Origin of the sequence: Cupriavidus sp. D39, assembly GCF_026627925.1 — a bacterium.
GTDB lineage: Bacteria > Pseudomonadota > Gammaproteobacteria > Burkholderiales > Burkholderiaceae > Cupriavidus > Cupriavidus ulmosensis.
The window spans coordinates 581,854-607,663 of the sequence record NZ_JAPNLE010000007.1; the positions used below are offsets into that span (position 1 = coordinate 581,854).

Sequence of the window (25,810 nt, forward strand, 5' to 3'; positions counted from 1 at the left end):
GCCAGGCGCCAGATCTTGCTTTCGAGTTCCCGGGAATGAGGGAAGTCGCCATCCCGGGCATCGCGCTGCAGGTATCCTCTGAATAAGGTGACAGCGGCGGTTGCGGCTACGAGGCCGCGACCCGTTTTCGAATTGTTCCCGCAACGATGGCGGTCGCTCTCCCCAGGGATGCTGGCAAACGACCAATGTCCATTCGCGAGAGCGCGCCACCGCGGGGTCCCCCGTGCGCCTGGCCGTGACCGCGGGACGAGGAACTTGGACGGGGGACGTGGGGCGTACTCAGGGCATAATGTCAGCCTCTTTGAATGCTCTGCGTTATGGCGCTCGTAATTTCCGGCACCTTTGTCGACCTTTCCCACCTAGCTGGCGGCACATATTCCGTCGACGTGCCATTGCGGGGCAACCAGGTCAAGAAAATGACCGTGGAGCTGGCCTATACCAACCACTGCTACTCGCGGGGGCCGCTCGTCGGCGAGGAGGTACCGACCGGCTTTGTGGTGATGGACGGTGCGAAGGCACGGATCTTTGATTGGCGTCGATATCACCTTTCGAAGAATCTGCCTCACGTGATGGCCAGCTTGTTCAGTGGTGACGCGACGGTGCGAGCTACGCACCACCACAATTTCGTCCAAATCGAACTGGTCGAGGAGCTTGCTGACGGTATAAAAAGAGAGGTGAACTATTATATCTTCTTGCGCATCCGAAAGCACGACGTCCCCAATGAACCGAAGCTAATGAAGATTCGCGTCGAAACAGCATTCCCAGAAGATCTGCTCTACTACGACAAGCCTGAACTCGGGAAGCCGTATAGCTTGAAGAAGATTCTGCAGTGCTACTGGGAGGGGCGAGACTACTGGCGCCCCGATCCAGGCAGCAACTCGAAAAAGAAGGGGAAGAACAAGCGCTGATGCACCGGCCCGCCAAAAGCAAACGCCCCCTGCGATGAGGGGGCGTTTAGGAAGAGGTCGCGGGGCTTCTCTTGGGTATCCCACTCCAGGTGGGACCTCGACCCGTGCCGAGGCGGCGCTTAGCTTTTGAGACTGGACACCCCGCTAGCTGCTAAGCCTTTCCGGTTCCTTCCGGAACCGGACCTCCTACAGGCTGTTGGCTCGCACCGAAGCGGCAGGAGGATTTGGTTTGCTCAAATATTAGCATGACATCCCATTGCATAACAGTGACATCTACTCAGTAGATGGAGGCCATACCTCAAGCAAGCAAAAAAGGCCTTATGCGACGCCTTCCGAAGGTCCGAAATAGGCAATCGTGCCCTTGGAATGCACCGACTGCAAGGAACGACGAAGATCGCATATGCTGCGTGATGCACATAGATGCTGCATACACCACATGGATCGGTCGGAGGCGAAAAAACAAACGGATACCGTTGCCTCGTCTGAGAGGGCGCAGCTGCCACCGTGCGGGAGCAACCGTCAGCCGGTGGACCGGCTCCGCGGCGGAGCCGATCCCTACTTGAGTTGACCCGGCGGCGGGCCCCTCAGAAAGCCATGCCCATCTTGGGGTAATCGTCCTTTTCATACAAAAAATGGCGGTAGCAGGGTTCGCAGGCACCTGTAGCAAGGCTTTTCGCCACAATGAGTCTCGCGTGATCGGTGTAATTGTAAGTCCTTGATAGATCAAAACTTTCCGTCACGAACCGCCAGAAAATGCACGGAAAGTACGATGACCCCATGATGAACCTGAACAAAATAAGAAGGTTACCTTTGTAGTTTTCCTTCGCATCGACTACATTGGGGAGATGCATTCCAACCACAAACAAGATGATCCGCAGGCTGCCGGCGCATCCGCGCTGGCAACCGATCTTCGTATCGTGATCGGCCAGTTGAGGCGCCGCCTGCGTGAAGAGGTGCATCCGGGCGATCTCACCTGGTCGCAGATGTCCGTTCTTGGCCGCCTGGAGCGCGATGGCCCGGCCACTGTGACAACCCTGGCGCGGGCCGAGGGTGTGCGGTCGCAGTCCATGGGCGCCACGGTCGCTGTCCTGGAAGCAGCCCGGCTGGTGAGCGGTGCGCCGGATCCGGTCGACGGGCGGCAGACCATCTTGTCGCTCACGGCTGACGCCAGGGAGATGATCCTGGCGACCCGTGCAGCGCGCGAAGACTGGCTGCTCCGTGCCATCCGGACAAAGCTGGCGGCGACGGAGCAAGAGGCGCTTGCGGCCGGCATCGCCCTGCTCAAACGGCTGGCCGACTCGTGACGGGGCCCTTTCAAAGCCCCGGCCAGCGCCCCGCTCCGGACTTGCCGTAGTCCCGACCGTAGTCCCTATCGACCGAGAGAAAACACCATGCCAGTCACCGTTCTTGATCCGAAAGCCGCTCTCGTTGTCATCGATCTGCAGCAGGGAATCGTCTCGCTTCCCGTCGTGCACCCGGTCGATGAGGTCGTGAAGCAGTCTGCGGCCCTTGCCACCGCGTTCCGTGGCCACGGCCTGCCAGTTGTGCTGGTCAATGTTGCCGGCGGCGCCCCCGGCCGTACCGAACAGGGACGCAGGCTTGGCGATCTTCCTGCCGGATGGGACGATCTGGTGCCCGAGTTGAACCGGCAGCCGGCTGACCACACGGTGACAAAGCGGACCTGGGGAGCCTTCACCAAGACCGATCTTGAGGCGCAACTGAGAAAGCTGGGTGTGACACAGGTGGTGCTTGCCGGCGTTGCGACCAGCATCGGCGTGGAGTCGACTGCGCGCCAGGCGTATGAGTTTGGGTTCAACGTTGCCCTGGCCGTCGATGCCATGACCGACATGAGCCTGGATGCGCACGCGAACAGCATTGCGCGGATTTTCCCGAGGCTGGGGGAGACCGGCACAACCCGCGAGATCATCGATCTGCTCGAAAAGAGCGGTAGCCGGTGAGAGGCACCTTCCGTTCGCTGAACAACTTCAACTACCGGCTCTGGGCCGGCGGGGCCATCGTATCCAATGTGGGAACCTGGATGCAGCGCACCGCGCAGGACTGGCTGGTGCTCACGCATCTGACGCACAAGAACGCAACGTCCGTGGGCGTGGTCATGGCGCTGCAGTTCGGGCCCCAGATGCTCTTGTTACCCTTGACCGGCTTTGCGGCGGATCATTTCGACCGGCGCAAGCTCCTGCTTGCCACCCAGGCCGCCATGGGCACGCTGGCGCTCGGACTGGGGCTCCTGACCTTGTCCGGGCACGTCCAGTTGTGGCACGTGTACCTGTTTGCGTTCCTGCTCGGCTGCGTCACGGCATTCGACTCTCCCGCGCGCCAGACCTTTGTCGCCGAGCTGGTCGGGGACTCGGACCTGTCCAATGCCGTGGCGCTGAATTTCACCTCGTTCAACGCAGCGCGGATGATTGGCCCTGCCGTGGCCGGCGTGCTGATCAGCGTGGTGGGCACCGGATGGGTATTCCTGATCAATGCGGCGTCTTTTGTCGCGGTGCTGGGGGCGTTGAGCCGCCTGCGCCTTGGTGAACTGCATCGGAAGCCCCGGGCGGTGCGCACGCGGGGCAGCTTTGCCGAGGGCTTTCGCTATGTCTGGCGGCGCCCCGACCTGAAGGCTGCCTTGCTCATGCTGTTCCTGATCGGTACGTTTGGGCTGAACTTCCCGATTTTCATCTCGACGATGTCGGTTACCGTCTTTCATGCCGGTGCGGATCAGTTCGGTTTCCTGACGTCGATCATGGCGATCGGGTCGGTTACCGGCGCCTTGCTGGCGGCAAGGCGAGCCAAGCCGCGTTTCTCGCTTTTACTCGCTGGCGCAACGGTTTTCGGGGTAGGCTGCGCGCTAGCCGCGATCATGCCCAGCTACGCCCTGTTTGGTCTTGCACTGATCATGGTTGGCGTGGCGGCACAGACCGTGACCACGTCGACAAACAGCCTGGTGCAGCTATCGACCGAACCCGCCATGCGCGGCCGGGTGGTGGCCATCCTCCTCGCCTTGGCTTTGGGCGGCACCCCGCTTGGCGCGCCGATCGTCGGCTGGGTCGCCGACACGTTCGGGCCACGCTGGGCGCTTGGCATCGGCGCTGGCGCGGGCTTTGCCGCTGCGATCGTCGGCGTGCGTTACCTCGCGAAATATCATCGCCTGCGCTTGCGCATCGACGCCGGGCGCCTGCGCTTGAGCTTGGACGAACACATGCTCAAGCCGAAGGCGTGAGCCGCCTGTTACACGGCCTCGTCGCCCATCGCGCTGCGGATCTGCGCGGCAAGCTTCATCAGGTGTGGCTTGAGAATGCGTGCGGCGCTGGCCGGCGTTGCCTGCGTGGCGGTGCTGACGTTCAGCACGTGGATGGCGTAGCTCTTGAACACCAGTGGCGTGGAGAGCGCGACCACTTCCGGCTGCCAGCTCGCCATGCACCAGCCTTGCTTGCGCACCTGCCCGATGGCTTGCTCGATGTCTTGTGCAAGTGCGGGCCAGTTAGCGCGCAGGCGCCTGCCGAAGCCTTCCAGCAAGGCCTTGGTTTCCTGCTCGGGGGCCGCGGCCAGGTAGGCGCGCCCCAGGGAGGTCAGCTCCATGGGCACACGCTGCCCGGTCACGACGCTGCGCAGCGAAACCTTGCGGCTATAGCGGATGGATTCCAGGTAGACCATCTCGTCGCGGTCGGCCATGGCCAGCCCGACGTTGATGTGCTGGCTTTGCGCGAGCTCGCGCATCAAGGGGGCTGCTGCCTGCAGCACGGCAGAGCCGGTGCGCATGGCGTGCGCCAGGCTCAGGACCGGCGGGCCAAGCCGGTAAGCGCGCAGCGTGGCGTCGTACAGGAGGAAGCCGGCCTCGACCAGGCTTTGCGTGAGCCGGCTGACGGTCGAGCGCGGCAGGCCGGTGCGTTCGGCCAGGTCGCCGTTGCCCAGCACTTCCGAGCCCGCGCGAAACGCCCGGAGTATCTCCATGCCGCGCTCGAGCGAGCGATTGGCCGATGTGCTGCTCGCCCTGCCACGCGCCCGCGACAGCGCTAGTTCGGGATCCAAGGTCATGCTCCTGGGTAGGACTGATTTCCGGCAGCCGGAATTAAAGCATCGGAGGGGAGTCTGGCATCATTTGGCATGACTATGCCAGACTCCCCTGCCCGGCTCCCTGCCATCAGCCCGCCATCACAACCACGCCATCTGCCGCCCGCACGCCTTGCGATGCCGGCAGCACGAAGACCGGGTTGATCTCTGCCTCCACCAACTGCTCGCCCAGCGCTGCCGTCATGCTGGAAAACGCCACAATGGCATCGGCCAGCGCCGCAACGTCGGCCTTGGGCCGCCCGCGGAAGCCGTCCAGCAGCGGCCAGGTTTTCAGTTCCTGGATCATGCCAAGTGCTTCGGTGTGCGACAGCCCGCGGGCCGGCGGCAGCATGCGCATGGTGGTGTCCTTGAACAGCTCCGCGGTCACGCCGCCCATGCCAAGCAGGATCGCGGTGCCGAGCGCGTCGCGGTGCATGCCAAGGATCATCTCCACGCCGCCGGTGACCATCTCCTGGACGAGGAAGCGCTGGGGCAGCACGCCGGTATGCGTCCGCACGTCGTCGGCCATCACCGACAACCGCGCCGATATGTCTTGCGGCGTCAGGTTGACGGCGACGCCGCCCACATCGCTCTTGTGCGTGATCTCGGTGCTGAGGATCTTAAGGACCACGCGGGCACCGAGGGCCTTGGCGGCGTCGCTGGCTTCTTGCCCATTGCGTACGATGCGCTCGCGCACCGACGGGATGCCAAAGCGCGCGAAGAGCTGCTTTGCCGCTGCCTCATCCAGCGAGCCGCGCGGCAGCTCCCCGGCGATGCGGGCTGCCGCCGGGGCCGGGACGTCAGGCGCCTCGCGCCATTGCCCGGCACGCAGCATGGCGCTTAGCGCGGCCGTACAGCTCTCGGGCGCGCTGAATGCGGGCACGCCGCGCGCGGTCAGCAGGCTGGCCACCTGCTGCGCATGCGGGCTGACGAAGGCCACCACCGGCTTGTCGCTGGTGGGCAGGCAATCCTGGATCGCGCCTGCCATCAGGTCTGGCATGGCCAGGCCGGACGACCCGACGATGATGGCAACGGCGTCATAGCTCGGGCTATCCAGCAGCGCCCGGATTGCGCCGCGCAGCAGGTCCGGCTGCAGGCCTGCCAGGGTGACATCGATGGGGTTGCGATCCAGTGCCGCGTGATCGCCCTGCTGCAGCGCCCGCAGCCGTTGCGCGGTGGCTTCATCCGGCGCGGGCGTCTCGAAGCCGGACAACCCGAGGCTGTCCGAAACCAGCGTGCCGGCGCCGCCGGTCGAGGTCAGGATGGCAACCCGGTTGCCGCGCAGCGCCCTGCCGGTGGCGAGCGCGGCGGGCATGTCGAGCAGGTCCGCGAAGGTCTGCGCGCGGATCACGCCGGCTTGCCGGAACAGCGCGTCGTACATCCGGTCCGCGCCGGCCAGCGCGCCCGTGTGCGATATCGCAGCGCGTGCCCCCGCCTCGGAGCGGCCGATCTTGAACGCGACCACCGGCTTGCCTGCCCTGGCCGCTTTCAGCGCGGCGGCACGGAATCGGTCGGGATGGCGCACGCTTTCCACATACAGCGCAATCACGCGGGTGGCCTCATCATCCGCCAGGTAGTCGACGAAATCCGCCAGGTCGAGGTCCACTTCATTGCTGGTGGAAACCAGCTTGGAAAGCCCGATGCCGCGCGCGGCGGCGCGCGAGAGCAAAGCGCCAAGAATGCCGCCGCTCTGGGAGACCACGCCGATGTTGCCGACGGGGAAATGATCCATCTCCAGCGCCCCGCTGGCGGAGAGCGGGATATTGTCGGTGAGGTTGACCAGGCCGATGGTGTTGGGGCCGAGCAGGCGCATGGCGCCGGCTGCCTCGATCAGCTCCGCCTGGCGGCGCGCGCCTTCGGCGCCCGTCTCCGAGTAGCCGCTGGCCAGCACGATGGCGGCGCCGGTGCCGAGCGCGGCCAGTTCGCGCACGGCCAGGTGGGCGCGCTGCGCGCCTAGCAGGACGATGCCCACATCCGGCACTTCCGGCAACGCGTCGATATCCGCATAGCAGCGGATGCCGTCAATCTCGCCCACCTTCGGGTTGACCGGGTAGATGGCGCCGGCGAAGCCGTGTTTTTCAGGTAGGCGACCGGGCGCCCGGCGGTCTTGGCCGCATCGGCGGAAGCGCCGATGATGGCGACGCTGCGCGGCTTGACCAGGCGGGCGATGGCGGAGAGTGCGTTTTCTGCGTTATCTGCGTCCATGGTGTCAGGCCTGTTCCTTTCCAGCCATCTTGGCCAGGAATGCCAGCACGGATTCCCGATGCTCGGCGCTGGTGTAGCAGATGCCCTGTGCCTGGCTGCCTTGTGCGAATACCTGCTCGGCCGGCAACTCGAAGGCCTGGTTCAGGATGGACTTGCCCAGCGCCAGGGCAGTTGCGGAGCCCTGGCTCAGCTCCGCCGCCCAGGCCCTGGCACTGGGCAACAGCGCTTCCGGCTCGCTCACGCGATCCGCGATGCCCAGCTGGAGGGCCTCTGCGGCATCGACCTTGCGCCCGCTGAAGATCAGCTCCTTGGCCTTGGACAGCCCGGTGCGGCGCGGCAGGAAGTACATGCCGCCGCCGTCCGGGATCAGGCCACGATGGATGTACGACCAGGCGAAACTGGCGCTTTCCGAGGCCACCACAAAATCGCAGCTCATGGCCATATCGGCACCCAGCCCGGCGGCGGCGCCATTGACCGCGGCAATGGTGGGCTTGGGCATGTTGTGCAGCAGCGCCACGGTATGGTGCACCCGTTGCTGGCGCGACCAGCCGTTGAACGCAACCTCGCCCGCCGGCGCATCCATGCGCCGCTGCATGCCGGCCACATCGCCACCTGCGCAGAAGCCTTTACCGTTGCCGGTGAGCACCAGCGCCCGAATGGTCTTGTCCTGCGTGACATGCTCCAAGGCGGCGATCAGCTCGGTACGCATGTCGTCGGTCATGGCGTTGCGCTTTTCAGGGCGGTTCAGCGTCAGGGTGGCGATCCCGGCGTCGATGTCGAGCGTGATCAGTGAAGTGGTGTTCATGGTGGGTCTCTCTACCTTGTGTTTTGTGCTTCGCGCTTGGTGCTTGGTGCTTGGTGTTCTGTGTATTGCGTGCCGAAGCGCAATCGAGGGCTGCCAGACTACTCTGCGGTGATGTTGGCTTGCTTGACCACCCGGCTCCAGCGAACCTCCTCGGCGCGCACATAGCGGCCAAATTCCTCGGGCGTTCCCGCGCTGACTTCCAGGCCCTCGGTTTCGGCGCGCTTGCGGAACGCCTCGGTCTGCACGGCCTTCCTGGCGGCGGCGTTCAGGCGGGCAATCACCGCGGCGGGCGTGCCTGCCGGCACGAAGAACCCGTACCAGCTTTCGGCCACGTAGCCGGGCACGCCGCTTTCCGCGATGGTGGGCACCTTCGCCAGGACAGGGCTTGTCGAGCGCTTGGCCGTGGTCACCGCGATCGCGCGCAGCTTGCCGTTCTCAAGCAACGACCCGACTGCGGAGGCCGTGGCGAACATCACATCCACCTGGCCGCCCAGCAAGTCTGTAATGGCTGGGCCGGCACCTCGGTAAGGAATGTGATTGAGGTCGACTTTGGCCAGTGACTTGAACAGTTCACCCGCGAGGTGCGCGGAGGTGCCAGGGCCCTGCGATCCAAACGAGATTTTCCCTGGCTTGGCCTTGGCGGCAGCGATCAGGTCCTGCACCGTCTTGTAGGGGCTGTCCGGGCGAACCACCAGTACGTTGGGCGACTGGCCTACCAGCATCACCGGCGCAAATGCCTTGTCGGTCGCATAGGGCAGCTTGGCGTGGATGCTCGGGTTGACCGCGTGCGCAAACGTGGCCATTACCATGGTGTAGCCATCCGGCGCGCTCTTGGCCACCGTGTCGGAGCCGATGATGGTACCGCCACCCGGCTTGTTGTCGATGATCACCGGCTGGCCGAGATCCTGCGACATCGTCACGCCCATGGTCCTGGCGATCAGGTCGGTGCCACCGCCCGGGGCGAAGGGTACGACGAGGCGAATGGGCTTTTCCGGGAAGGCTGCGGCGTTGGCGGCTGGCGCCAGCGCGCCCATGGCGGCAAGCGCAATGGCCAACGTGGCCAGCGCCCTGTTGAAGAGGGGGAATGAATTAGGCACTTGCGTCTCCGTCTGGGTTTCTTGACGGGACAGGCGCCATGCTTTGCCCTGCCCGCCGTTTATCGATGAACCGAGATTAAGCGCAAATACGGTCGAATACAGCCCTGCATTTCCATGTAGTGGAATTGAGATCCGGCCTCGGCGGGCTTGCTTGGGGCCTGCATGACCGCCCGCCCGGCCGCTACCGGCATCCCGAGACTACCGTCACGACAAGCGGCCGCGGCAACATCCGGGATGCGTCAAGATGCCGTCCCACGTAGGTGTCCCTTTGATTTCGGTGCATTTTACCGGGATAGCTGCCCCTAGCATTCATGCGGGTTTCCGGGCGATTTCGTGGAAATACCACGACAAATCAATAGGTTGCTGTCTGCTGTTGCTTGCTCTTTTTGAGATGCCCAAAACAGCACATTCGTGTTCTGGCATTGCGATCCCTTCTCATTGCCGCTACCCTCCGCAGTCCGTCTCACGCTTGGGAGAGCGCGGTGGATCACTGGCGGTTGGCCTACCTCGGGATGCGGCAGATCCCACGGGAACTCAGCGAGTTCGAGCTTGCCACGTTCTTCACCTACTCGCCCAAGGAACGGGCGCTGATTGATGCCCGGCGCAGCCCCTGGTATCGCCTGGCCGTTGCCGTACACATCGGCTTTATCCGCATGACGGGACGCACGCTGGACGCCTGCAAGCAAGTGCCCAGATTTCTCTGGGCGCATGTCGGCGCTCAGATCGGTGTGACACCGCCGGATATGGGCACGCTCAACGCGCTCTACGACGGGCGCACAGATACATTGGCACACCACCAAATGTTGGCCTATCAAGCCCTCGGCTTCAGCCCAATGGCTGAGCATCAGCGCCGCTATGTTACGCGCTGGCTCAAAGAACGTTTGACGGGTCAGCCGAGCCGCACCGAGCTGTTCCATGAACTGAAGCGCTGGCTGTACGAACATCGAATACTGATACCCCATGACCGGGCACTAAAAAGACTGATCAGTCAGGCCGTCGCCACCGCCGAGACCGCGCTTGCCGTCGCCCTGGTGCGCGCCTATGGGGCTGCCTCCCTGGACGTTTGGGGCACATCGCTGGCGCACCCGCATTGTGACCGCGCCAGCCTGCAACAATGGCTATGGACCGTCCCGTTACGAACCTCGACCCATCAGATGGGGGAATTGTTCGACAAGGTCGAACTCCTTTACAAGATGGGCATTCACCGCAACTGGCCGGAGGCGTGCAATGAAGCGCTGGTACGCTACTACGCCAAGCGCTGTGCCAATCGTCCGGCATCAGTGAGCAAGCGAGTCGCGCAGCAACCCCGCCGTTTGGAAGCTGCTTGCTTTCTGCGTTACGCTTTATGCGCCGCCACGGACCAATTGGCGACCATGTTGCGACACTGGATTCAGAAATCCGTCAACGACGTTCGGCGCCTGATTGACGCTGGCCGACCGGACCCTGACACCCAGATGCGAGAGTTCGCGACTGCGGTCAAAGCGCTGGCCGCGGATGAGGTGCTAACCCGTGAAGCACTATGCCAGCAGCTGTCGGCGTTGGCCGATGCAGCGCTTAACCGGCGTGCGCCCAGCCGTGCCAGCCTGATCCGCATGCAACTCCTGTCACGGCACCGCCAGGCCCGAGCCTTGCTCGGCAGGTTGGTTCTGCTGCCCTTCTCTGCCCAGTTGGCGCACCCCGTGATCGAAGCCTTGACCGTGCTGCAGGAACTCTACGCGCGGAAGACCGATTCTCTTCCCGACCAGATCACGATTCGACTCGGCCGCGCCTGGCAACCCGCTATGGAGGGACAGGACCGTCAGCGTGCGCTGGCCGCCTTCGAGTGGGGCACGTTATTCGCTCTACGGGTGGCACTGCGCAACGGCTCAGTCTTTCTTGCGCACAGCTTTGCCTTCCGAAGCCAAGCGGCGCTTTTGATCGGCGCCAGCGATTGGAAGGCTAAACGCAACCACTTCTATGGCCATCTCAAGTTGCCGCAGGACGCTCAGGCATTTCTGGTGCCGGTGATCGCGCATCTGGACGAAGGCCTCGTCAAGCTGAGGGACGCTGTCTTGTGTGGGAAGCTCAAGATTGACGATGCGATCCACATCGATCCCTTGGTGGCGAGCGCTACGCCCGCGTCGGTGGAGACATTGCGACGCGCACTGTTCGAGCGGCACCCCGGCGGCCAGCTTCCTGAGATCCTGCTCGAGATCGACAGCGCCACGCACTTCAGTTGGCTCTTGCTGGGGAGGGAGCCGCATTCCCGCAGCGAATTGCTATTGGTCTACGCAGCCATACTCGCTCATGGCACGTCGATGTCGGCTGCGGATCTCGCCCGAATGGTGCCGGAGCTGTCGCCGCCAGCGATCCGGCAGATGATGCATCGTATCGCGGACGAACGGAAGCTGCGCCACGCGGCAGAAGCCGTGCTGACCTTCATGCACCAGCACCCGATTGCCCAGCATTGGGGACGCTCCGATCTGGCGTCGTCGGACATGATGTCGTTGGAAACGACACGCTCTGTCTGGCAAGCGCGGGCCGACCCGCGCCGGCGGACGGCATCGATCGGGATGTACACTCACGTTCGCGATCGCTGGGGCATTTTCTATGACCAGCCAATTCTGCTTAATGAGCGGCAGGCAGGCGCAGCGATCGAGGGCGTGATCCGGCAAGGTGGATCGGACGACGTGGCCCAACTTGCTGTGGATACACACGGGTTTACGGATTTCGCGATGAGCCTGTCACGGTTGTTGGGCTTCGATCTCTGTCCGCGACTCGCCCACCTGCGCGACCTTTGCCGTACGGGTACGGGCCAGCGTGATCGTTTCGCCTGATCAATGCGGACGGCAGCCCCTGTGTCTCCTTTGTCGCCCTCGCCCGCAATCGCGAGGGCTACGGCAACCTGTGCGAGCTGGCACCTGGCCGCGCAGAGTGGCGAGGCGCTGTTTTTCCTCATGCGGCCCCTGGCCTGTGCACGCGACGCGTCGCCAGCGCCCCTGCGCTGCAGGCGGCGCAGCGCGTCATTGCGGATATGGGTCTGCCAAAGCAGAACCGCGCCGCAAGTGCCGGCGCGCAGCAACTGCTCGGTGGCCCAAAGGGCATCGGCCGTACGCTGAAAAGCGGAGCCGTGCCCGTTCCGAATCGCCCCTATCACGCACCCAATAACCTTTCTAGCGACTAGCTACGCCATGCAATCGCGTTGAGGAGACGCTGCGGCTGAAAACAACCCGGAGCGGGCAGGCAGTTGCACGGCATCAATGCCGGACGATCGACCGGCTTGACGGAGAAAATGGCATACAAAATGGATGGATCACTCGATCCTTGCCGTTCGATATTGCCGCACTAACACGCCCACAGGTCCTCACAACGCGAGCGCCGGTGCATTCGAATGCTCGCCCGGACTTCCGCGTCGAGCTTTTCAGCAGCGCGCTCGTAATATAGCTAGACCGCCCGCTAATTTGTTGAGGGAGCCAAAGGGGCCGCGGGGAGCGCTTGAACGATTGTTCTACAGTCGCCAGTAGCTCCAAGCAGATCGTATTGAACAAGGCTGTCATACCACTGCTTCCAATCGCTATTCAGCTGGAAGATCTGAAGCTCTCCAAACCCGCCATTTGCGGATCGCGAAAACTCGGGAAGGGCCACCCAAATGACTCCGGCCTCGTCAAGCATCAGGAACGAACCGGCCTTTGTCTGGGCGTCGAAGGCGGCGTCCGAATATGGATAGCTGAAACAGCCAACTGCTTTGAGAGCCTTAGCGGTAAGCCGAAACACCCAAGGTCTCCCCCGGTTGTGCCGGTTGATCTGGCCACGCTCCCGCTGCCTTGGGGGCGATGACCGCAAGATCACCGTTCCTGGTCGCCTTTAGGAAATATGCTTCTTGGTTCTCATTTGCCCTAAAGCCGGTCCGCATATTCTTCAACGGCTCAATGCTCTTCCGCAGCCACTCGTCATACAGTCCATCTTGACCGGGCACTGGGCGCCGCATCGTGTCCCCACCAGTCGGCGGAATTGGCGCAGAACCAGGTCCGAATATAGCCAGCCAAGTATTATTGACGCTCGCATCGACCCCTTGGGCACAGGCGGTCGCGAGAGGAGTTCCGTACCACGCAGTACCGCCCCTTGCCACATTGATAAAGCTTCGCAAGGCCAGACTTCTATCGAGAAGGCTCAAGCCCTTCTTGTCTAGGATCTCCAAAGCCTTGGCGCAATGAGTCCTAAAGTCTTGTGCGTTTGCTGCCGTTGCAAAAAGGGGAAGCAGGCTCGGCTCTTTTGGATTATTCCCGCTTAACCACTGAAACACGCTCGGAACCCCGTCTTCAGATGGATAAGCCAAAATCTCGGAATCTTGTATGTCGGCACCGATTGGCGTCCCGTCTGTCTTGTAGGTAAGTGGAAACAGGGAGCGAGTGTAAAAGAAAGACAATTTCACTCGGAAGACCGGATCCTCCTTCGATTGGCGCTTTTCCCTTTGAATGAGCGGAATAGCATCTGCCTCACTACTCCCCTTATTCGTGCTCCAGCCGTACTCGCCCAAGTGAACGGGAAATACGATTTCGGTGACCGGTTGCCCTGTCTCTCGAATGGTGAAGGTGTGGGACGCTTGCGCCGGAACCTTACCCTGCATCTTTTTCGTCATATACCTTTCCGCCTTACCAATCGCTGGCTCGGCGAGGAGTTTGGAAGCTCCGGCAATGCTGGCGGCAGCCACGGGACTCGCAAATAAAGAGGCGAGAGTAAGTCCCGCTTGGGCGGACGAAACGAGGTTCAACTCAGTATCGGACGTGGTTCGTGCCTTTACCTCAACCGAGATGGAATTGGTCGCAGCGGGGTCAAACCGTTTGAGGCGGGCCGTGGGAACGATAGTAATAGGAGGTGCGTTCAACTCAATACAGCCGCCCGGATTATCTCTACCGTCCACCAGAGCGATGGGGACCTCCTTATCAGCAAGCGGCGAGGAAAGCCCAGACAACTTCAAAGATACTGCAAGCTGGATTTTCTCTTGCCCAATCGTCGAGGCCCAGCCTGAGTACCCGATGGGTAGGCAGGGCGCATCCAAATCGATGCTTGCCACGACCCGCACATAGCCATCGTCTTCACTGCCAGTGCGGAGCCAATTTAGAGCAGCTGTTGCATCACGCTTTACTCCGTCGGGTCGCACCGGAACGAAGACGTGTGTCGACGCGAAGGCGTTTGCTCCCAGTATCAAGCCAATCAGTAACCCGCATGACTTCGCAAAGCGCATCCGCATCGCCTCTCCCCTCAGGTCAACTGTGTGACGCGCCCGATGATAAGGATTGCGTCTAGGCATATCTACCCCCTAACGTTTGGTGCGCGTTGCGGTTGCACCGAGTGCCCGCGTGCTTGCTTGACGGATCGACAAGCCTGCCAGATCCGCTTCGCCACAGCGCTGGTCGAGCAGGACGACAGCGGCCGGCAGCCTGGAACTGGGGGCATGAGCGCTGAGGGGACGGCCGTCCCGTCATGATCCCCATCTATCTGGCAACGATCATGCGTGCGCCAGTCGCACCGGTAGGAGATCGGCGAGAAACTCGCGTTAAAAGCGGTTATCGAGACTTTTAGAGGGTCGGCCGGGATTCGCAAATGTGTGAAGCTTAAGATATTTGCGAATCCCGGCCAGCCCTCAAGGTGGCCCTCACGATCCAGCCGCACGCTGCCAAGGCGCCGCTTCGAGCAGCATTTCCTGGTACTGCTCGAGGGGAAATCGCAACGTGCCCCGAAAGTTCACGTGCGCCGAATGCGCCGGCCCCATTCGGCGCAGCCAATCGTCCTCGACTCGCTGCCCCTTGCCGCGCCACGCGTCGACTGTCGCCTGCATGCGCTGCGTGTTCCAGGCAATCACCAGATTCGTCAGCAGGGTCGACACAACGCTGCCTTGATGCCCGATACCAAGGTATAACTGCCGTTCGCCTGGGCGCATCGGACGGCGATTCGTCGCCACCGCAGTCATCCGAACTCGGCATCCTCCGGCCCTCGGCGATTGACCATCTCAAGTGACGCCGCGGGTGTTCCTCGCACAATTATTGTGGTCTTCCGCATAGAAGGACCGCGCCTAGACTGGAAAAATCCACCTAGTCGTGTACCGAACTACGTGGTTCGGTTCGTCTATGTACAGGGCGATACGCCCGCGGCTGCAAGATCGGAGGCCATCAAATGGCGCTGACAATGTACTCGCCGGAGGAATTTCCCAGCCTCCCGGACACGCGAGCCACCTCGGCACAAGGCATATTTTTGTATTATGTTTACACGGGGCGCAATGCCTGGCACTCGACCTGGATAAACAGGTACAACAACGGATGCATGCACGCTTCACGGCACGAGGCCGAACTCTACGCTGAAACGTTGCGAAAGGAAGGCACAGTTCTTTACATCCAAGAACTTCCAGCTCTTGTCGTTCGAAGCAAAGCGGGATGTCTGATTGCGACGCAAATCAACAATGATTCTCCGTTGCGAGAATACAAACCTTATTTCAAGATGGACGGCGGCACAGCAGAAAATCCCGAGTGGGGAATCCACTGGTTGCGAAAGGGGGCGGATCTCTCTAGGATCGCGGCATCTCTACGTCCGACGAGCGCTTGGTGGCGTTTTAATCCACCTACCCAAGACTCCGTGATTGTGTTGGCATCAGAGAATCCATTCTGCCATTTTGATCGCATATTGACTCAACCTACGCTTTTTCGCGGTTTCACTACTGGTAGCGACTATAGGCTGGGCTGGGAAACAATAAAGCGAGTCATTAGCCCCGAGCCTGTTAAATATCTCGAACGAATGTTCCCGATCGAGCGACCGGCCATTTTCCCAGAAGAACGCTGGCAATCGTCAGATGTGAAGTAAGTTGAGCGCAACCAGCAGTCTTTTGGAGATGTTTGCGCATCGCCGACGACGCGACACGGAGGACTAAAGCTGACGGGCTGTTGCCTGGGGTGAGCCGAAGTTCGCTAGTCTCAACGCAAGGGCGGACCAACGGCCGTAGATGGCCGGTAGCGGAAACTTCAGCGATCAATGTATCCGTCAGCAGAACCCATGTTGACTTGGGAATACTGCTCCGTCAGGTCATTGGCGTTGTGGGGGGCATCGGATGCCATGGCATCACGGCTGACGATCTGATGTCAGAACTGATAGCCGCGCTCCCGCCAGTACTGCCAATCGGCAATGGCCTGCTGTGTCAGCTCGTCGCTCGCCAGTGGCACGAGTTGCGCTAGTGGTACAGCAAGCTTGCGCTTGTTCCATCGTATCCACACGAAGGCTTCAGTCTCGCACACTTCCTCCGGCGCCATTGCGATCACCTGAACCCGGTCGCCGGGGATGAGCGGTGAGGTTGGCGATCTCTTGCGAACCTCAGCTTCAAACGGAACGGTGAGTTGCTCCTCGAGGTAGTAGTACCATGCCATACACCGCTCCTCTGAGTTGTAAGCGTCGACGATCACCTCCATCTCGATTCGCTGTTCGCGGTCCGGCTCGATCTTGCGTTTAGACATGTTTTTCGTACTGATGTCGATGGAAGGCTGGAAGCTCAGAGGTCGACGACCTTGCGCAGAAGTGCAAACGAGACACGCCAGTGGCCCTCATCGGGATTGCACTGCACAGAAGCAGTCTTCTGGTTGATGCGTACGATGGTGCCGATGCGCTCGTGCAAGTGCTGGTCCGTGAAGGCCACCGTGTCACCGACCACGAAGTCAGCACGTTGCGCACGGGCCGGTGGCGGTGGATCGTGCGGTGATGGTTGGGCCGCAGCGTTGGCGTCGGCGATGACCGCGGCATAGGGTAAGGCCCAGCGCCGGCGCGTAGCGATATCCTCGACCACGGCCTGGGTCTGCCGGAGTTCGAGGATGCGGCCCTGCCGCACCGGCTGGGTCAGATCGTCAGCCACGTAACTGACGGTCATGCCGATATGCAGGTGCCGGCGGCTCTCCAGAATCCGCTTCGGATCGTCGAGCATCCGCCCGATGGTCAGATACAAGCGGTACAGGTCGGCGCTCGGGGCGAGGCGCAATGCGTCAAGAATGTCCATGACGCACAGTTTACCGGTTAGCGTGGCAGCGGTAGCAGTTCGTGGACCCGGCTGATGGGGTGGGCTGGCAGGCGCTCCAGGGTATCCTTGAGCCAGCCATAGGGCTCGATACCATTCAGGCGACAGGTACCCAGCAGCGAGTACATCGTCGCGGCGGCACGCCCGCCACGCGGCGAGCCCACGAACATAAAATTCGCTCTGCCAACGGCAATTGGGCGGATGGCGCGCTCGAGGCGATTGTTGTCCGGCTCCAGGATACCGCTTTCGGTGTAGCGCACGAGGGCCTGCCAATGTCGCAGTGCATAGCCGAAGGCCTGCTCCAACGGCTGCTGCTTGGCCAGCAAGCCATGGGCATTGCCTAGCAGCCACTGGTGGAACTGGGCGAGCAGCGGCACGGATTGCGCCTGCCGCACGGCCAGTTTGTGATCCGGTGGCTTGTCCTTGATGCCGGCCTCGATGGCATACAACTGGGCGATCCACGCCAGCGCCTGCGCGGCCAACCCCGGCGCCTTCTGCACCTTGGCGATCTCAAAGAAACGATCGTAGGGATTAAATGCCCCGGTGGTAGACGTGTTGGGTGGACGAAAATCGGGCTTGAAGTTCAGAAATAGCAGCAACTCTGACCCGTCCACAATGGCCTTCGGCACGGCGCCGACTTTGATGTACTTTGTGAGCCCGCGCAAACCTGTATCGCGAGACAGGGGCACATCAACGGGATGCGGATTCTTTGCCCGCCGTGGCACAATTGGATACCAGTCATGCCCGAGGACAATGGTCAGCCGGCCCTTGTCCTTGTTTTGCTCATAGGTTTGGAACAGACCGTGATCGGTCCACGGACACACGCCAAGGCTTAGTCCGACGCCCGTCGCTCGCGTAATATCTCGAAGGCGGTTGCCGCGCTCCACTGGGTCATGAATAGTTGCTTCGACCTCAATTGCTAGCCGGCTGGCTTCTTCGTATTGCTCGTACGTGGAAGTCTCAAAATCGGTTGTCAAACATCCCCATTCGCGCGCTCGATCGAGGTCCCAGTACTCGCGCAGTTCCTTGCCGATCGGGCCAAAGATGTGCTTGTACGCGTCAGTTATCAATTTCACCTGGTCGCGTGTGTAGAATGTTCTTTCATGCATGATTCTTGCACCCTGCGGTGACGAGAAGCGAAGTCCGACCATGGACCATCGCTGACGAAAACTTACTCATGACTATTGCAGCCGGCCGGCGACCACGCGCAGGGCGGCAGAGAGTTCCGCCGGGACTTCATTGGCAGGCATAAGGCGGCCGCGGGTGTCGTTGAGTTGCGATGAGTGGTCACCAAAGCAGGAAATCGCGGCAATCGCGTGATTCTCCCAAACGGCAAGCGTGTCCTTATCCGGGGCGTTACACAGAAGTGTCACTTTGACCTTGTGGCGGGCAATTGCGGCGTCCACCAGGGCATGGTGAATCGTGCGCCCCTGGGCTCCCGCCATTACCCCGACAACCCGGATGCCATACCATGTCAGGGGCCGGTAGTGGCCTTGCGCCTTGCCGAGATACTTGCCGATCAGGGCGCCGTCGGCCGACCGAATCTCCCAGAGGTAGAGTAGATGGCTGTTCAGAACACCATTCACGTTCTGTTCATAGTCGAACGGGACAGCTTTGCTGTAGTTCGGAAGGTTTGAGATGCTCGTCCGGGGATGACGTGTTGCAGGCCGCCTAGTCGCTCGCTCTGGCGCGGGCTTGCTTTGCAACAGCTTGATCTCGTTTTCAACTAATGCGGCTAGAGCGTCCTCTGACTCAACCAGATCCAGAGAACGAATGCCTTCCGACGCCTGGGACTCGGCAAGTTTTAGGTCGAGCAGCATCCGGCCGGCAGGCTTCAGCCGGAAAATCCGGTTTCTGCTGCTCTTGGACCCCAGGAAGTAACTGGTGCTGACGCTGTTCTTTTCACATGCCAGCGCCGGGAAGCGCTCCGTGACCAGCAAGTGGATTCGCTCGAGACTCAAGTTTGTCCGCATGGCTTTCCGCCGAAAGGAAAAACAATAGCATATAGCGGCGACCACTAAGCCCGAAGATGATTAGAAGCCGGCCTTGTTGCGAGAATGTAAGTCTATCGGATGCGTTTCACGTCGGTGACCGGTCTGGACGGCCGCCGGAAGGTGTGCAGCGGCCGATACCGACTTCACTCCTTCGTTATTGCCCCCTGACCGACAGAAATGTAGCCGAAAGCGGGCGTTGACGTTCTATCCTCTCGCTGGGTTTAGCGACCACGAGGAGCCGTCCGGAACATTCGCGAGTCCCCCGCTCTAGCGTAACTAGATGTCCAGAGATGAAAACCACATCTTCGGTTGGCCCAGTGGCCGCTCTTAGCTGATGATTCAACCGTAGCAGCCATTGGCCAATCCGGCGCTCGATGCCCCCTTCTGTCACGTCTCGGTAGTATGGTCAAACTCGATCTCTTGGCAGTGCCGCCTACAATTCAGCAACAACAGGGGGCGGTGGAATTGCTGCGGGATAGGATCGCGCCATGAATTATGTAGTGTCCCGCCAAAGCCTCGCAATGTGACACCCTAAAGTTTGTCTGTCTTGCGTCCGATAATTCGATGGCAGATAAACCAACGGTTTCTTTGGAAGATATGGCGACTGTTTACGAACTCAAAGGTGGAGACCACATCTACGTCCGGCGTCTCGGATACTCGCACCACGGCCTGTATCTCGGCGATAGTCAGGTAATCCAGTATTCCGGGCACTCGCCTGACGATCTGATGGGCAAGATCGAAGTCGTTCCCATGCATGTCTTTGTCGGCGATACCGGAGGTGAGGTCAAAGTCCGGGTATATGAAAAGCGTCGCTTTGGGCGAACTGCCAGCATTGCCCGCGCGCTGGGTCGGCTGGGTGAGAAGCTCTATAACGTCATCCTCAACAACTGCGAGCACTTTGTCACTTGGTGCGTCACGGGATGGCACTCAAGTCGTCAGGTAAACAGGGCGGCGAAGTTTGTCTACGATGTGCATCGATTGTCGCGCGTCACATTGAACACGCTACTTACGCATTCCTGGACACTCAGCGATCTGCTCGATCCACGTTCATTGTTGTATCGACTTGCCAAGCGCGTGGCAGCGGCGATGGCCAAGAGGGCGACCAAGGCCATTGCCTCGCCCAACGCAAGGGTGGCCACCCGGATATTGACCGAAGGTATCAATGCATCGATGAAGATTGCCGGTGCCACGATCATGCCGGTGGGATTCGCCATTGTCATTGCCGCCCACACAGCCCTGGAGTTGATGTCCGCGGCAACCGGGATTCCTGTTCAGAGCCTGCCGCGCGCCATTATCGGCGTAGTCCGGGCCGTAGTGACCAAGGTCTGCGCAACAGCGAAGGGCGTCTTCCGCAAGGCTGTCGACATGGCCAGAAGCATTGGCCAGCGAATATGGGACGGAGTCGGAAAGCGGATCGGGGGAATCTTCCGCTGGGCAGAGGATGTGTTGTGGTGGTGAAATTGAGCGTCGTCATGAGGATCAGGTTGGCTTCGCAGTGCTGCCCCGGCGCTAGCTGGTGGAGCGTACCTTCGGCTGAATGACTCGCTGGCGTCGCCTGGTCAGTGACTACGAGCGGCGTACTGATGTATCCGAGGCCATGGTCTATATCGCCATGGGCGGGCTGCTGCTACGCAGAATCGCCCATCCTGGAATTATCAAACGGGCTCTAACACGATGTAGCGCTAGGCGATCCGCCATCATGGAAGTGTGAATGGCCGTTCCTCAGCGTGGATACGGCTGGGCGGCGACAATCATTTTGTCCGTCCGGTCAAGATGTTTGTCGGTAAACCGGACATCTTGCTTGAAGCTATCCAGTTTCTTCCATGAAGGCGGCGCGGTGGCCGAGCCATGCCGGTTCACCCTAGTCAATCACCCAACCGGCGGCAATCAGCGCGTCAATGGACGCATATTCGCGCCTCTCTCCGTCGGCCCTGTCCTCCACCGTAAACCGGCCGACCACAAGATCGCTCAGGGAAATTCTGCCGAACGCCCCATCGATGTGCTTCAGCGCGACATAGCCGTCTGGCGTGAGCGGCAGCGTCTGAAGCGTCGAGCGCGTTTGCTGTACCAAGGTGTCGGACCATCCATTGCCGCTCATCGTCGTCTTCCAATCCGTAAGGCGTTGCCGGTAGTCAGAAATCTTCCGCCCACCGTTCCCAGAAGCCCGGGTCATCATGGTGCGCATTCTTCATAGCAAGCCGAAGCGACAGCGCCCAGAATCGCATCTGCGGCAAACGCAGACTGCCATCCGGATGCTCCAGGAACCCTATGAGCGCCTGGTATGCCGGATCCGCCTGATCGAAAGGCGTATCGATATAGATGGAGCCACGGTAGCCCTGGATTCGCCGTTCGTTGGCGATCTCTCCGCACGGCGTCCATGCGTGGCCGTTCGCGGTCAGCCAGGCAATCACCATCTGCCGCGTTTCGTTCTCCTGCCAGTCCAGCTCCACGGGGCGTCCGTCTCCATCCTCGAAGAAGGTCAGGTACAACACATCGCGCTGCTTGCAGCGGGCGATGGCGTCGATGTGTTCGATAATTTGTGGCATGGTGTTGTGGTTGCAGCCTTGAACTAGACGCCCCAGATTGTCTTGATGTCGGGAGACTTCGATCACTCGCCGGTATAGGGGTAATCGTCCTTTTGCAGCAGATTGATACGGTCAGGCTTAAAAAGACGTTCTAGAACAATGACTTAGCGATCCTTCGCTTCGCACTGCACCGTCCTTTCTTTGCCGATTGGTACGCGGTCAGCAGGCGCTGTCTCGCTTTTTGTGCAACGTCGACAAAGTATGCCTGGCCAGCCTGCGAAGCTGCTGTCGTAGCTGCCGCTGCGAAGGTACTGCCGTATTTCGGCCTCGAGCCACTTCGGTGTGCCAATCTGTGGCAGATTTTGCTCTGCGGCGTTTGATGTTGCGGTCATGCCATAGCCTGTCGGATTGTTGCGCCACGGCCTTGGATCAGCGCGTCAATGTAGCGCTCGACTCCGAAGCTGAGGATCCCCCGGAAGTTGATGTGTCCGGAATGCCCCGGCCCCATGCGGCGCAGCCAAGCGTCCTCGATGTTTGTGCCCCCTTGCGAAGTCGCTCGACGACATCGTTCATGCGGTGCGTGTTCCACGCCAGTACGATGTTGGTCAGAAGCGCGTGTGCCCCCGAGATCGCCGTCATCTCATCGCCTCGCCGGCCGCGTTCGTGTGGTACCCGGCCAGCATGGATCGCGCGCTGCAGCTGGTGCACCGACTCCCCCGGCTGAGCAATGTATGGATTTCACGGCGGAAGTCTTCAATGGTCACGTAGTCACACAGGAAGATGCTACGTAACAGCCGGCCGAGATGCTCGGCAGCTTTGTGCGCCTTGTTGGTCCGGGCGGCGCTGCCCAACCGTTGCATAGCGAGTTCTGCGCTAATGCGGCCGATGCGGATCGATGCCAGCACCCGTAGGAAATCGTCCCAACCCAAGCGTATGGCTCTCAAGGACAAGCGCTTCGTGGTGACACGCTCGATGCTTTCCGGCACTTTGAACTCTGCAGGCAAGTACAGCTTGCGCTCTGCCAGATCGCGCAGCCGAGGGCATAGATCGAAACTCAGGCCCTTGGCCAGGGCCATCGCGGTGTTCGTGTAGCCGTGGGTGTCCACTGCCAGTAACGACAGGCGAATATGGTCCTCGCTGCGGTTGTGCTGCTCTACGCCTTCGATGGCAACCCCTGCCTGACGCTCGTTCAAGACGATCGGTTGGTCATAGACGATGCCCCACTTGTCGAGCACGTGGGTGTAGATGCCGGTCGCGTAGGTGCGTCGGCGCGGATCAACGCGAGCGATCCACAGATGCCGTGAAACATCCAGTGACATCATGTCGGCCGATGCCTTCTTTCCTGTGCCCCAGTGCGTGGCTATTGGGATCTTTCCTTGAAACTCAGCCACTACCTCGTTGGCCCTGCGCAAACGGCCATGAGTCTCCAGCCCGCGCATGGCAAGTGACACCTGAGCGGTGTCGATGCCGGGAATCATCGCAGCAATGCCCTTGGCATCGATCTCGGTGCCATGGGCGAGCAAGGCCGCGTAGGTCGACAGCAGTTCGGCCACGGACTTCGCCCGGTGCCCGAGTAGCACCTCGCTGAAATTGGTCGAGGCGTCGACCTCCAGCAATAGGTCCGGGAACTGTACATCGCCGATTGTCTTGTAGATCAAGTCGCGTGTGCGGCGCGGCTCATCGTCCTGCTCCAGCGGCACAATCGCCGGCACGTGAAGCATGCCATCGTCTCCAATTTCGATCTTGCCTTGAGCGGAGGCCTCGGCCACCGCAGCCACGCCAGCACGAAGCGTATCCAGTAGCTGTTCGATGAAGCTATCAGCCGCGACTGGCAGGCCCAACAGCCCGAGATACTTGGCACGGTCGCGCTCCCACTCCTTGGCAGGGATGAGCATTTGGTCGCCATCACGAAAGCGCATCGAGTGGTCAATCCATACGCCGCCCCGACGCAGGCTATTTCGTAGCGACATCATCGTGCAGGCAGCGAAGGCTTGATAGCCGCGCTTTGGGTCAGGGTCATGGACGAGGTCATGCCACGCCGTGCCAACGCCGGTCTCCGAAAAGTCTCCTGGCAGAGCATTGAACTTCCTCGTCTGCAGGTCGCGCCACGCCTTGAGGTTCGCAAAGCCGGGATCGTTCTCCCTGCCGCCGAACTCCAGGCCTTCCAGGCCCGACAGCAGAGCGTGAACCCGCTGATGGATCACCGGTCAGCGCCGCGCGCACGTGTGACGCAAAGCTCGATTGCGCCGCGTCGGTGACGATGGCCAGGTGCTTCAGGGCTTCATCCACTCGCTGATTGGTGGACTTGCTCTTGTCTTGCAGAACGGCCTTGGCCTTGAGCGCCTGCTGCCTGTCTTCCATGGCAGAACGGGTGTGCGTCGACTGCGCCGTGCTGGCCGCGCGTCGGAACAAATCCTGGCTGCGTCGACTGGTCTGGTGCATCGCGATATCGGTGAGTTCCAGCAAACTCATCCGTAGAAAGCACACCAGTTCAAGCGCCTGGGTGCTCTCCTTCAGTGTTTTGGTCTTGGCCGGGCGCCTTGCTTGCACCTTCTGCGCATAGGCACGCAGTTTGGGCAACGCGATGTCATCCAGGTTCCACTCGTGCACAGCGAGGGACTTCAGGTAGCGGATCTTGTCCAGCGTTTCAGCGAGGTTCTTGAGGCCGTTGCGCCTGGAAGGCGCCTTGATCCACTCGAGGTGCGTTGCAGAGCCGTCAGCCCGTGGACTGCGGACGGATTCCATGCAGTGCTGCAGCGTGGCCGCCGGCACTGCGCGGTTGACCGCTGCGAGCATTTGCGCCTCGTAGGCGGAAAATGCATGCCGTGCCATGTCGGTGATCTGGCGTTGGCCGGGAATGAGGCGGCAGCGATCGTAGAGCCATCGCTGGGTGGTGGTGATAAGTTCATCCACGTGTGCCGCTGCGGCGGCTTGCACGCGGAGCATTTCCAGCAAAGCGGCCTGGCTGGTGACATCGAACGGCTTGATGCCAAGGTGCTCCTTGACCCATTGCTGATGCTCGTACAACGTCGGGCGTCGCTGATACAGCGTCTTCAGGCTGGCAATCGACAGCAGCGGCGCTGAGAAAGCTTCGCACAGGTACCGAAGGAGATTACGCGGAACAGCAGCAAACCGGTCCAACGGCCGACCGAAGGCCCGGAGGCAAACGAGCTGTAGGCCGACCGCGGCGTATCTGTCGGCCCGAAACCGCTCCCGTATTGCCGCGATGTCAGCACTGGTGAGCTGAAAAAACTGCCGCAGGTCAAATTCGGTCAAGCGGACGGGCAACTCTTCCCTGCCAACGTAGCGATACGAAAATGCCGACATCTACACTTCTCGTTATGTGTCGTTCGGGACAAAACTGTACGACAAGTGCTCGGATGGCTGCAATAAGGTCAGGCGGATGGGCTGCAACCCGCGCCAACAAGGGGCTCGGCTGCTAATAACCGTATCAATCTGCAGGAAAAGGACGATCACCCCCAGCAGGGCACACCCACTTGCGGGTGCAAGTCCCTTACACACCCGGCAAGCCATCTGGTGTCAGTGCCGGGTCCATTGGACTGGGCTGCACTACCTGTCGAACACCCAGCGCGCCTACCGCAAGGAGGCCGAACGCTTCCTGCTGTGGGCTGCTGGCGCCGCGCAAGCCGCTGTCCTCGATGGACACCGACGATTGCCTGGCCTATCGCGACTTCCTGGCGGCGCCGTTGGCAAACTGGTGCGCGCCACGCTCGCGCGAGCGCTGGAGCCCACTGTGGCGCCCGTTTGAGGGGCCGCTCAATCCACGCGCCCAGTCCTATGCCGTCGGCGTGCTGGCCAACCTGTACCGTTACCTCAACGACAAGAACTACCTGGCCGGCAATCCATGGCTGGGCATCCACGTGCCGAAGAGCGCCAAGCCGGAGCTGCTGGACGTGGGCCGCAGCCTGACCGAGGACCAGTGGGCCTTCGTCACGGGCTACCTCGCGCGCCTGCCGGCTACGTCCGCCAACCAGCGCCTGCAGGTGGTGCTGCCGCTGCTGTATGCGACCGGTCTGCCGCCATCCGCAACCTTTGCGGTGGCTTTCGACGTTCGAGATGGAGGTCGGGGACATTGAGGCGAGACCGAGGCGACGACGAGCTGCGCTTCCGCCGTGGCAAGTCGCATTGCTTGTCGATAGCTCAGTCCCAGCGCTTCGCAGCGGTGCGAGA

The 25,810-nt window shown here is 61.2% G+C and carries 18 protein-coding genes and 6 pseudogenes; 9 read left to right on the forward strand and 15 right to left on the reverse strand.

The features are described 5' to 3' along the window. Window positions 1–317: 317 nt before the first annotated feature. The 4 genes from OMK73_RS09895 (at window position 318) to OMK73_RS09910 (ending at window position 4,134) form a co-directional block, all read left to right on the forward strand. Window positions 318–908 (forward strand): hypothetical protein, encoded by a 591-nt coding sequence (locus OMK73_RS09895; protein WP_267601849.1) that lies wholly within the window; start codon window positions 318–320, stop codon window positions 906–908. A gap of 845 nt (window positions 909–1,753) precedes the next feature. After that, entirely contained in the window at window positions 1,754–2,212 is a 459-nt protein-coding gene (locus OMK73_RS09900; protein WP_267601851.1) for a MarR family winged helix-turn-helix transcriptional regulator, read from the forward strand. An 87-nt stretch (window positions 2,213–2,299) separates the two neighbouring features. Beyond that, window positions 2,300–2,866 carry an isochorismatase family protein gene (locus OMK73_RS09905; RefSeq protein WP_267601852.1) on the forward strand — a complete coding sequence of 189 codons (567 nt, stop codon included), beginning with the start codon at window positions 2,300–2,302 and terminating at the stop codon, window positions 2,864–2,866. Next, a complete protein-coding gene (locus OMK73_RS09910; RefSeq protein ID WP_267601854.1) occupies window positions 2,863–4,134 on the forward strand; it encodes an MFS transporter in 1,272 nt (423 codons plus the stop codon). The genes OMK73_RS09905 and OMK73_RS09910 overlap by 4 nt, the downstream gene beginning before the upstream one ends. Window positions 4,135–4,142: 8 nt before the next feature. On the opposite strand, the gene OMK73_RS09915 is transcribed toward OMK73_RS09910, so the two are convergent. From OMK73_RS09915 to OMK73_RS09930, 4 genes and pseudogenes are all read right to left on the reverse strand, one after another. Next, entirely contained in the window at window positions 4,143–4,943 is an 801-nt protein-coding gene (locus tag OMK73_RS09915; protein ID WP_267601855.1) for an IclR family transcriptional regulator, read from the reverse strand. Between the two features lie 112 nt (window positions 4,944–5,055). After that, window positions 5,056–7,169: pseudogene (locus tag OMK73_RS09920) on the reverse strand (acetate--CoA ligase family protein). A gap of 4 nt (window positions 7,170–7,173) precedes the next feature. Further along, window positions 7,174–7,974 carry an enoyl-CoA hydratase/isomerase family protein gene (locus tag OMK73_RS09925; RefSeq protein WP_267601856.1) on the reverse strand — a complete coding sequence of 267 codons (801 nt, stop codon included), beginning with the start codon at window positions 7,972–7,974 and terminating at the stop codon, window positions 7,174–7,176. Window positions 7,975–8,072: 98 nt separating this feature from the next. After that, the gene (locus OMK73_RS09930; protein WP_267602081.1) at window positions 8,073–9,008 is read right to left on the reverse strand and encodes a tripartite tricarboxylate transporter substrate binding protein; all 936 of its coding nucleotides are present in this window, start codon (window positions 9,006–9,008) and stop codon (window positions 8,073–8,075) included. 545 nt (window positions 9,009–9,553) lie between these two features. Here OMK73_RS09930 and OMK73_RS09935 point away from each other — a divergent pair. After that, a pseudogene (locus tag OMK73_RS09935) lies at window positions 9,554–11,845 on the forward strand (Tn3 family transposase); the annotation flags it as partial. A 212-nt stretch (window positions 11,846–12,057) separates the two neighbouring features. Here the strand turns inward: OMK73_RS09935 and OMK73_RS09945 are convergent. The 3 genes and pseudogenes from OMK73_RS09945 to OMK73_RS09955 form a co-directional block, all read right to left on the reverse strand. Next, window positions 12,058–12,165, reverse strand: a pseudogene (locus tag OMK73_RS09945) (cell division protein); the annotation flags it as partial. A 639-nt stretch (window positions 12,166–12,804) separates the two neighbouring features. Then, window positions 12,805–14,295, reverse strand: coding sequence for a hypothetical protein (locus tag OMK73_RS09950; protein ID WP_267601857.1), 1,491 nt, complete (start codon window positions 14,293–14,295; stop codon window positions 12,805–12,807). 411 nt (window positions 14,296–14,706) lie between these two features. Beyond that, a pseudogene (locus tag OMK73_RS09955) lies at window positions 14,707–14,931 on the reverse strand (Tn3 family transposase); the annotation flags it as partial. Between the two features lie 293 nt (window positions 14,932–15,224). Here OMK73_RS09955 and OMK73_RS09960 point away from each other — a divergent pair. Next, entirely contained in the window at window positions 15,225–15,905 is a 681-nt protein-coding gene (locus tag OMK73_RS09960) for a hypothetical protein (protein WP_267601859.1), read from the forward strand. 275 nt (window positions 15,906–16,180) lie between these two features. On the opposite strand, the gene OMK73_RS09965 is transcribed toward OMK73_RS09960, so the two are convergent. From OMK73_RS09965 to OMK73_RS09980, 4 genes are read right to left on the reverse strand one after another with little or no spacing between them, the layout of a single operon-like run. Further along, a complete protein-coding gene (locus OMK73_RS09965) occupies window positions 16,181–16,549 on the reverse strand; it encodes a calcium-binding protein (protein WP_267601860.1) in 369 nt (122 codons plus the stop codon). A 35-nt stretch (window positions 16,550–16,584) separates the two neighbouring features. Then, entirely contained in the window at window positions 16,585–17,082 is a 498-nt protein-coding gene (locus OMK73_RS09970; RefSeq protein WP_267601862.1) for a hypothetical protein, read from the reverse strand. A gap of 17 nt (window positions 17,083–17,099) precedes the next feature. Continuing rightward, window positions 17,100–18,251, reverse strand: coding sequence for an IS66 family transposase (locus OMK73_RS09975; protein ID WP_267601864.1), 1,152 nt, complete (start codon window positions 18,249–18,251; stop codon window positions 17,100–17,102). A 30-nt stretch (window positions 18,252–18,281) separates the two neighbouring features. Continuing rightward, window positions 18,282–19,040: a hypothetical protein gene (locus OMK73_RS09980; RefSeq protein WP_267601866.1), complete on the reverse strand. Its 759-nt coding sequence runs from the start codon at window positions 19,038–19,040 to the stop codon at window positions 18,282–18,284. A 651-nt stretch (window positions 19,041–19,691) separates the two neighbouring features. On the opposite strand from OMK73_RS09980, the gene OMK73_RS09985 reads away from it, so the two are divergent. Both OMK73_RS09985 and OMK73_RS09990 read left to right on the forward strand, forming a co-directional pair. After that, window positions 19,692–20,552: a lecithin retinol acyltransferase family protein gene (locus tag OMK73_RS09985; protein ID WP_267602082.1), complete on the forward strand. Its 861-nt coding sequence runs from the start codon at window positions 19,692–19,694 to the stop codon at window positions 20,550–20,552. After that, window positions 20,551–20,742 (forward strand): annotated as a pseudogene (locus tag OMK73_RS09990) (IS5/IS1182 family transposase); the annotation flags it as partial. The gene OMK73_RS09985 and the pseudogene OMK73_RS09990, both read left to right, overlap by 2 nt. Window positions 20,743–20,955: 213 nt before the next feature. Here the strand turns inward: OMK73_RS09990 and OMK73_RS09995 are convergent. The 4 genes and pseudogenes from OMK73_RS09995 to OMK73_RS10010 form a co-directional block, all read right to left on the reverse strand. Beyond that, window positions 20,956–21,192, reverse strand: a complete 237-nt coding sequence (locus tag OMK73_RS09995; RefSeq protein WP_267601868.1) for a hypothetical protein — start codon at window positions 21,190–21,192, stop codon at window positions 20,956–20,958. 34 nt (window positions 21,193–21,226) lie between these two features. Then, complete coding sequence (locus OMK73_RS10000; protein WP_267601870.1) at window positions 21,227–21,706, reverse strand: hypothetical protein; 480 nt, start codon at window positions 21,704–21,706, stop codon at window positions 21,227–21,229. A 301-nt stretch (window positions 21,707–22,007) separates the two neighbouring features. Beyond that, window positions 22,008–24,946: pseudogene (locus tag OMK73_RS10005) on the reverse strand (Tn3 family transposase). A gap of 187 nt (window positions 24,947–25,133) precedes the next feature. Next, window positions 25,134–25,286: a hypothetical protein gene (locus OMK73_RS10010; RefSeq protein ID WP_267601872.1), complete on the reverse strand. Its 153-nt coding sequence runs from the start codon at window positions 25,284–25,286 to the stop codon at window positions 25,134–25,136. Between OMK73_RS10010 and OMK73_RS10015 the strand changes: the two genes are divergently transcribed. Continuing rightward, the gene (locus OMK73_RS10015) at window positions 25,279–25,716 is read left to right on the forward strand and encodes a hypothetical protein (RefSeq protein WP_267601877.1); all 438 of its coding nucleotides are present in this window, start codon (window positions 25,279–25,281) and stop codon (window positions 25,714–25,716) included. The two genes, OMK73_RS10010 and OMK73_RS10015, sit on opposite strands and share 8 nt — an antisense overlap. The last annotated feature ends 94 nt before the right edge of the window (window positions 25,717–25,810 follow it).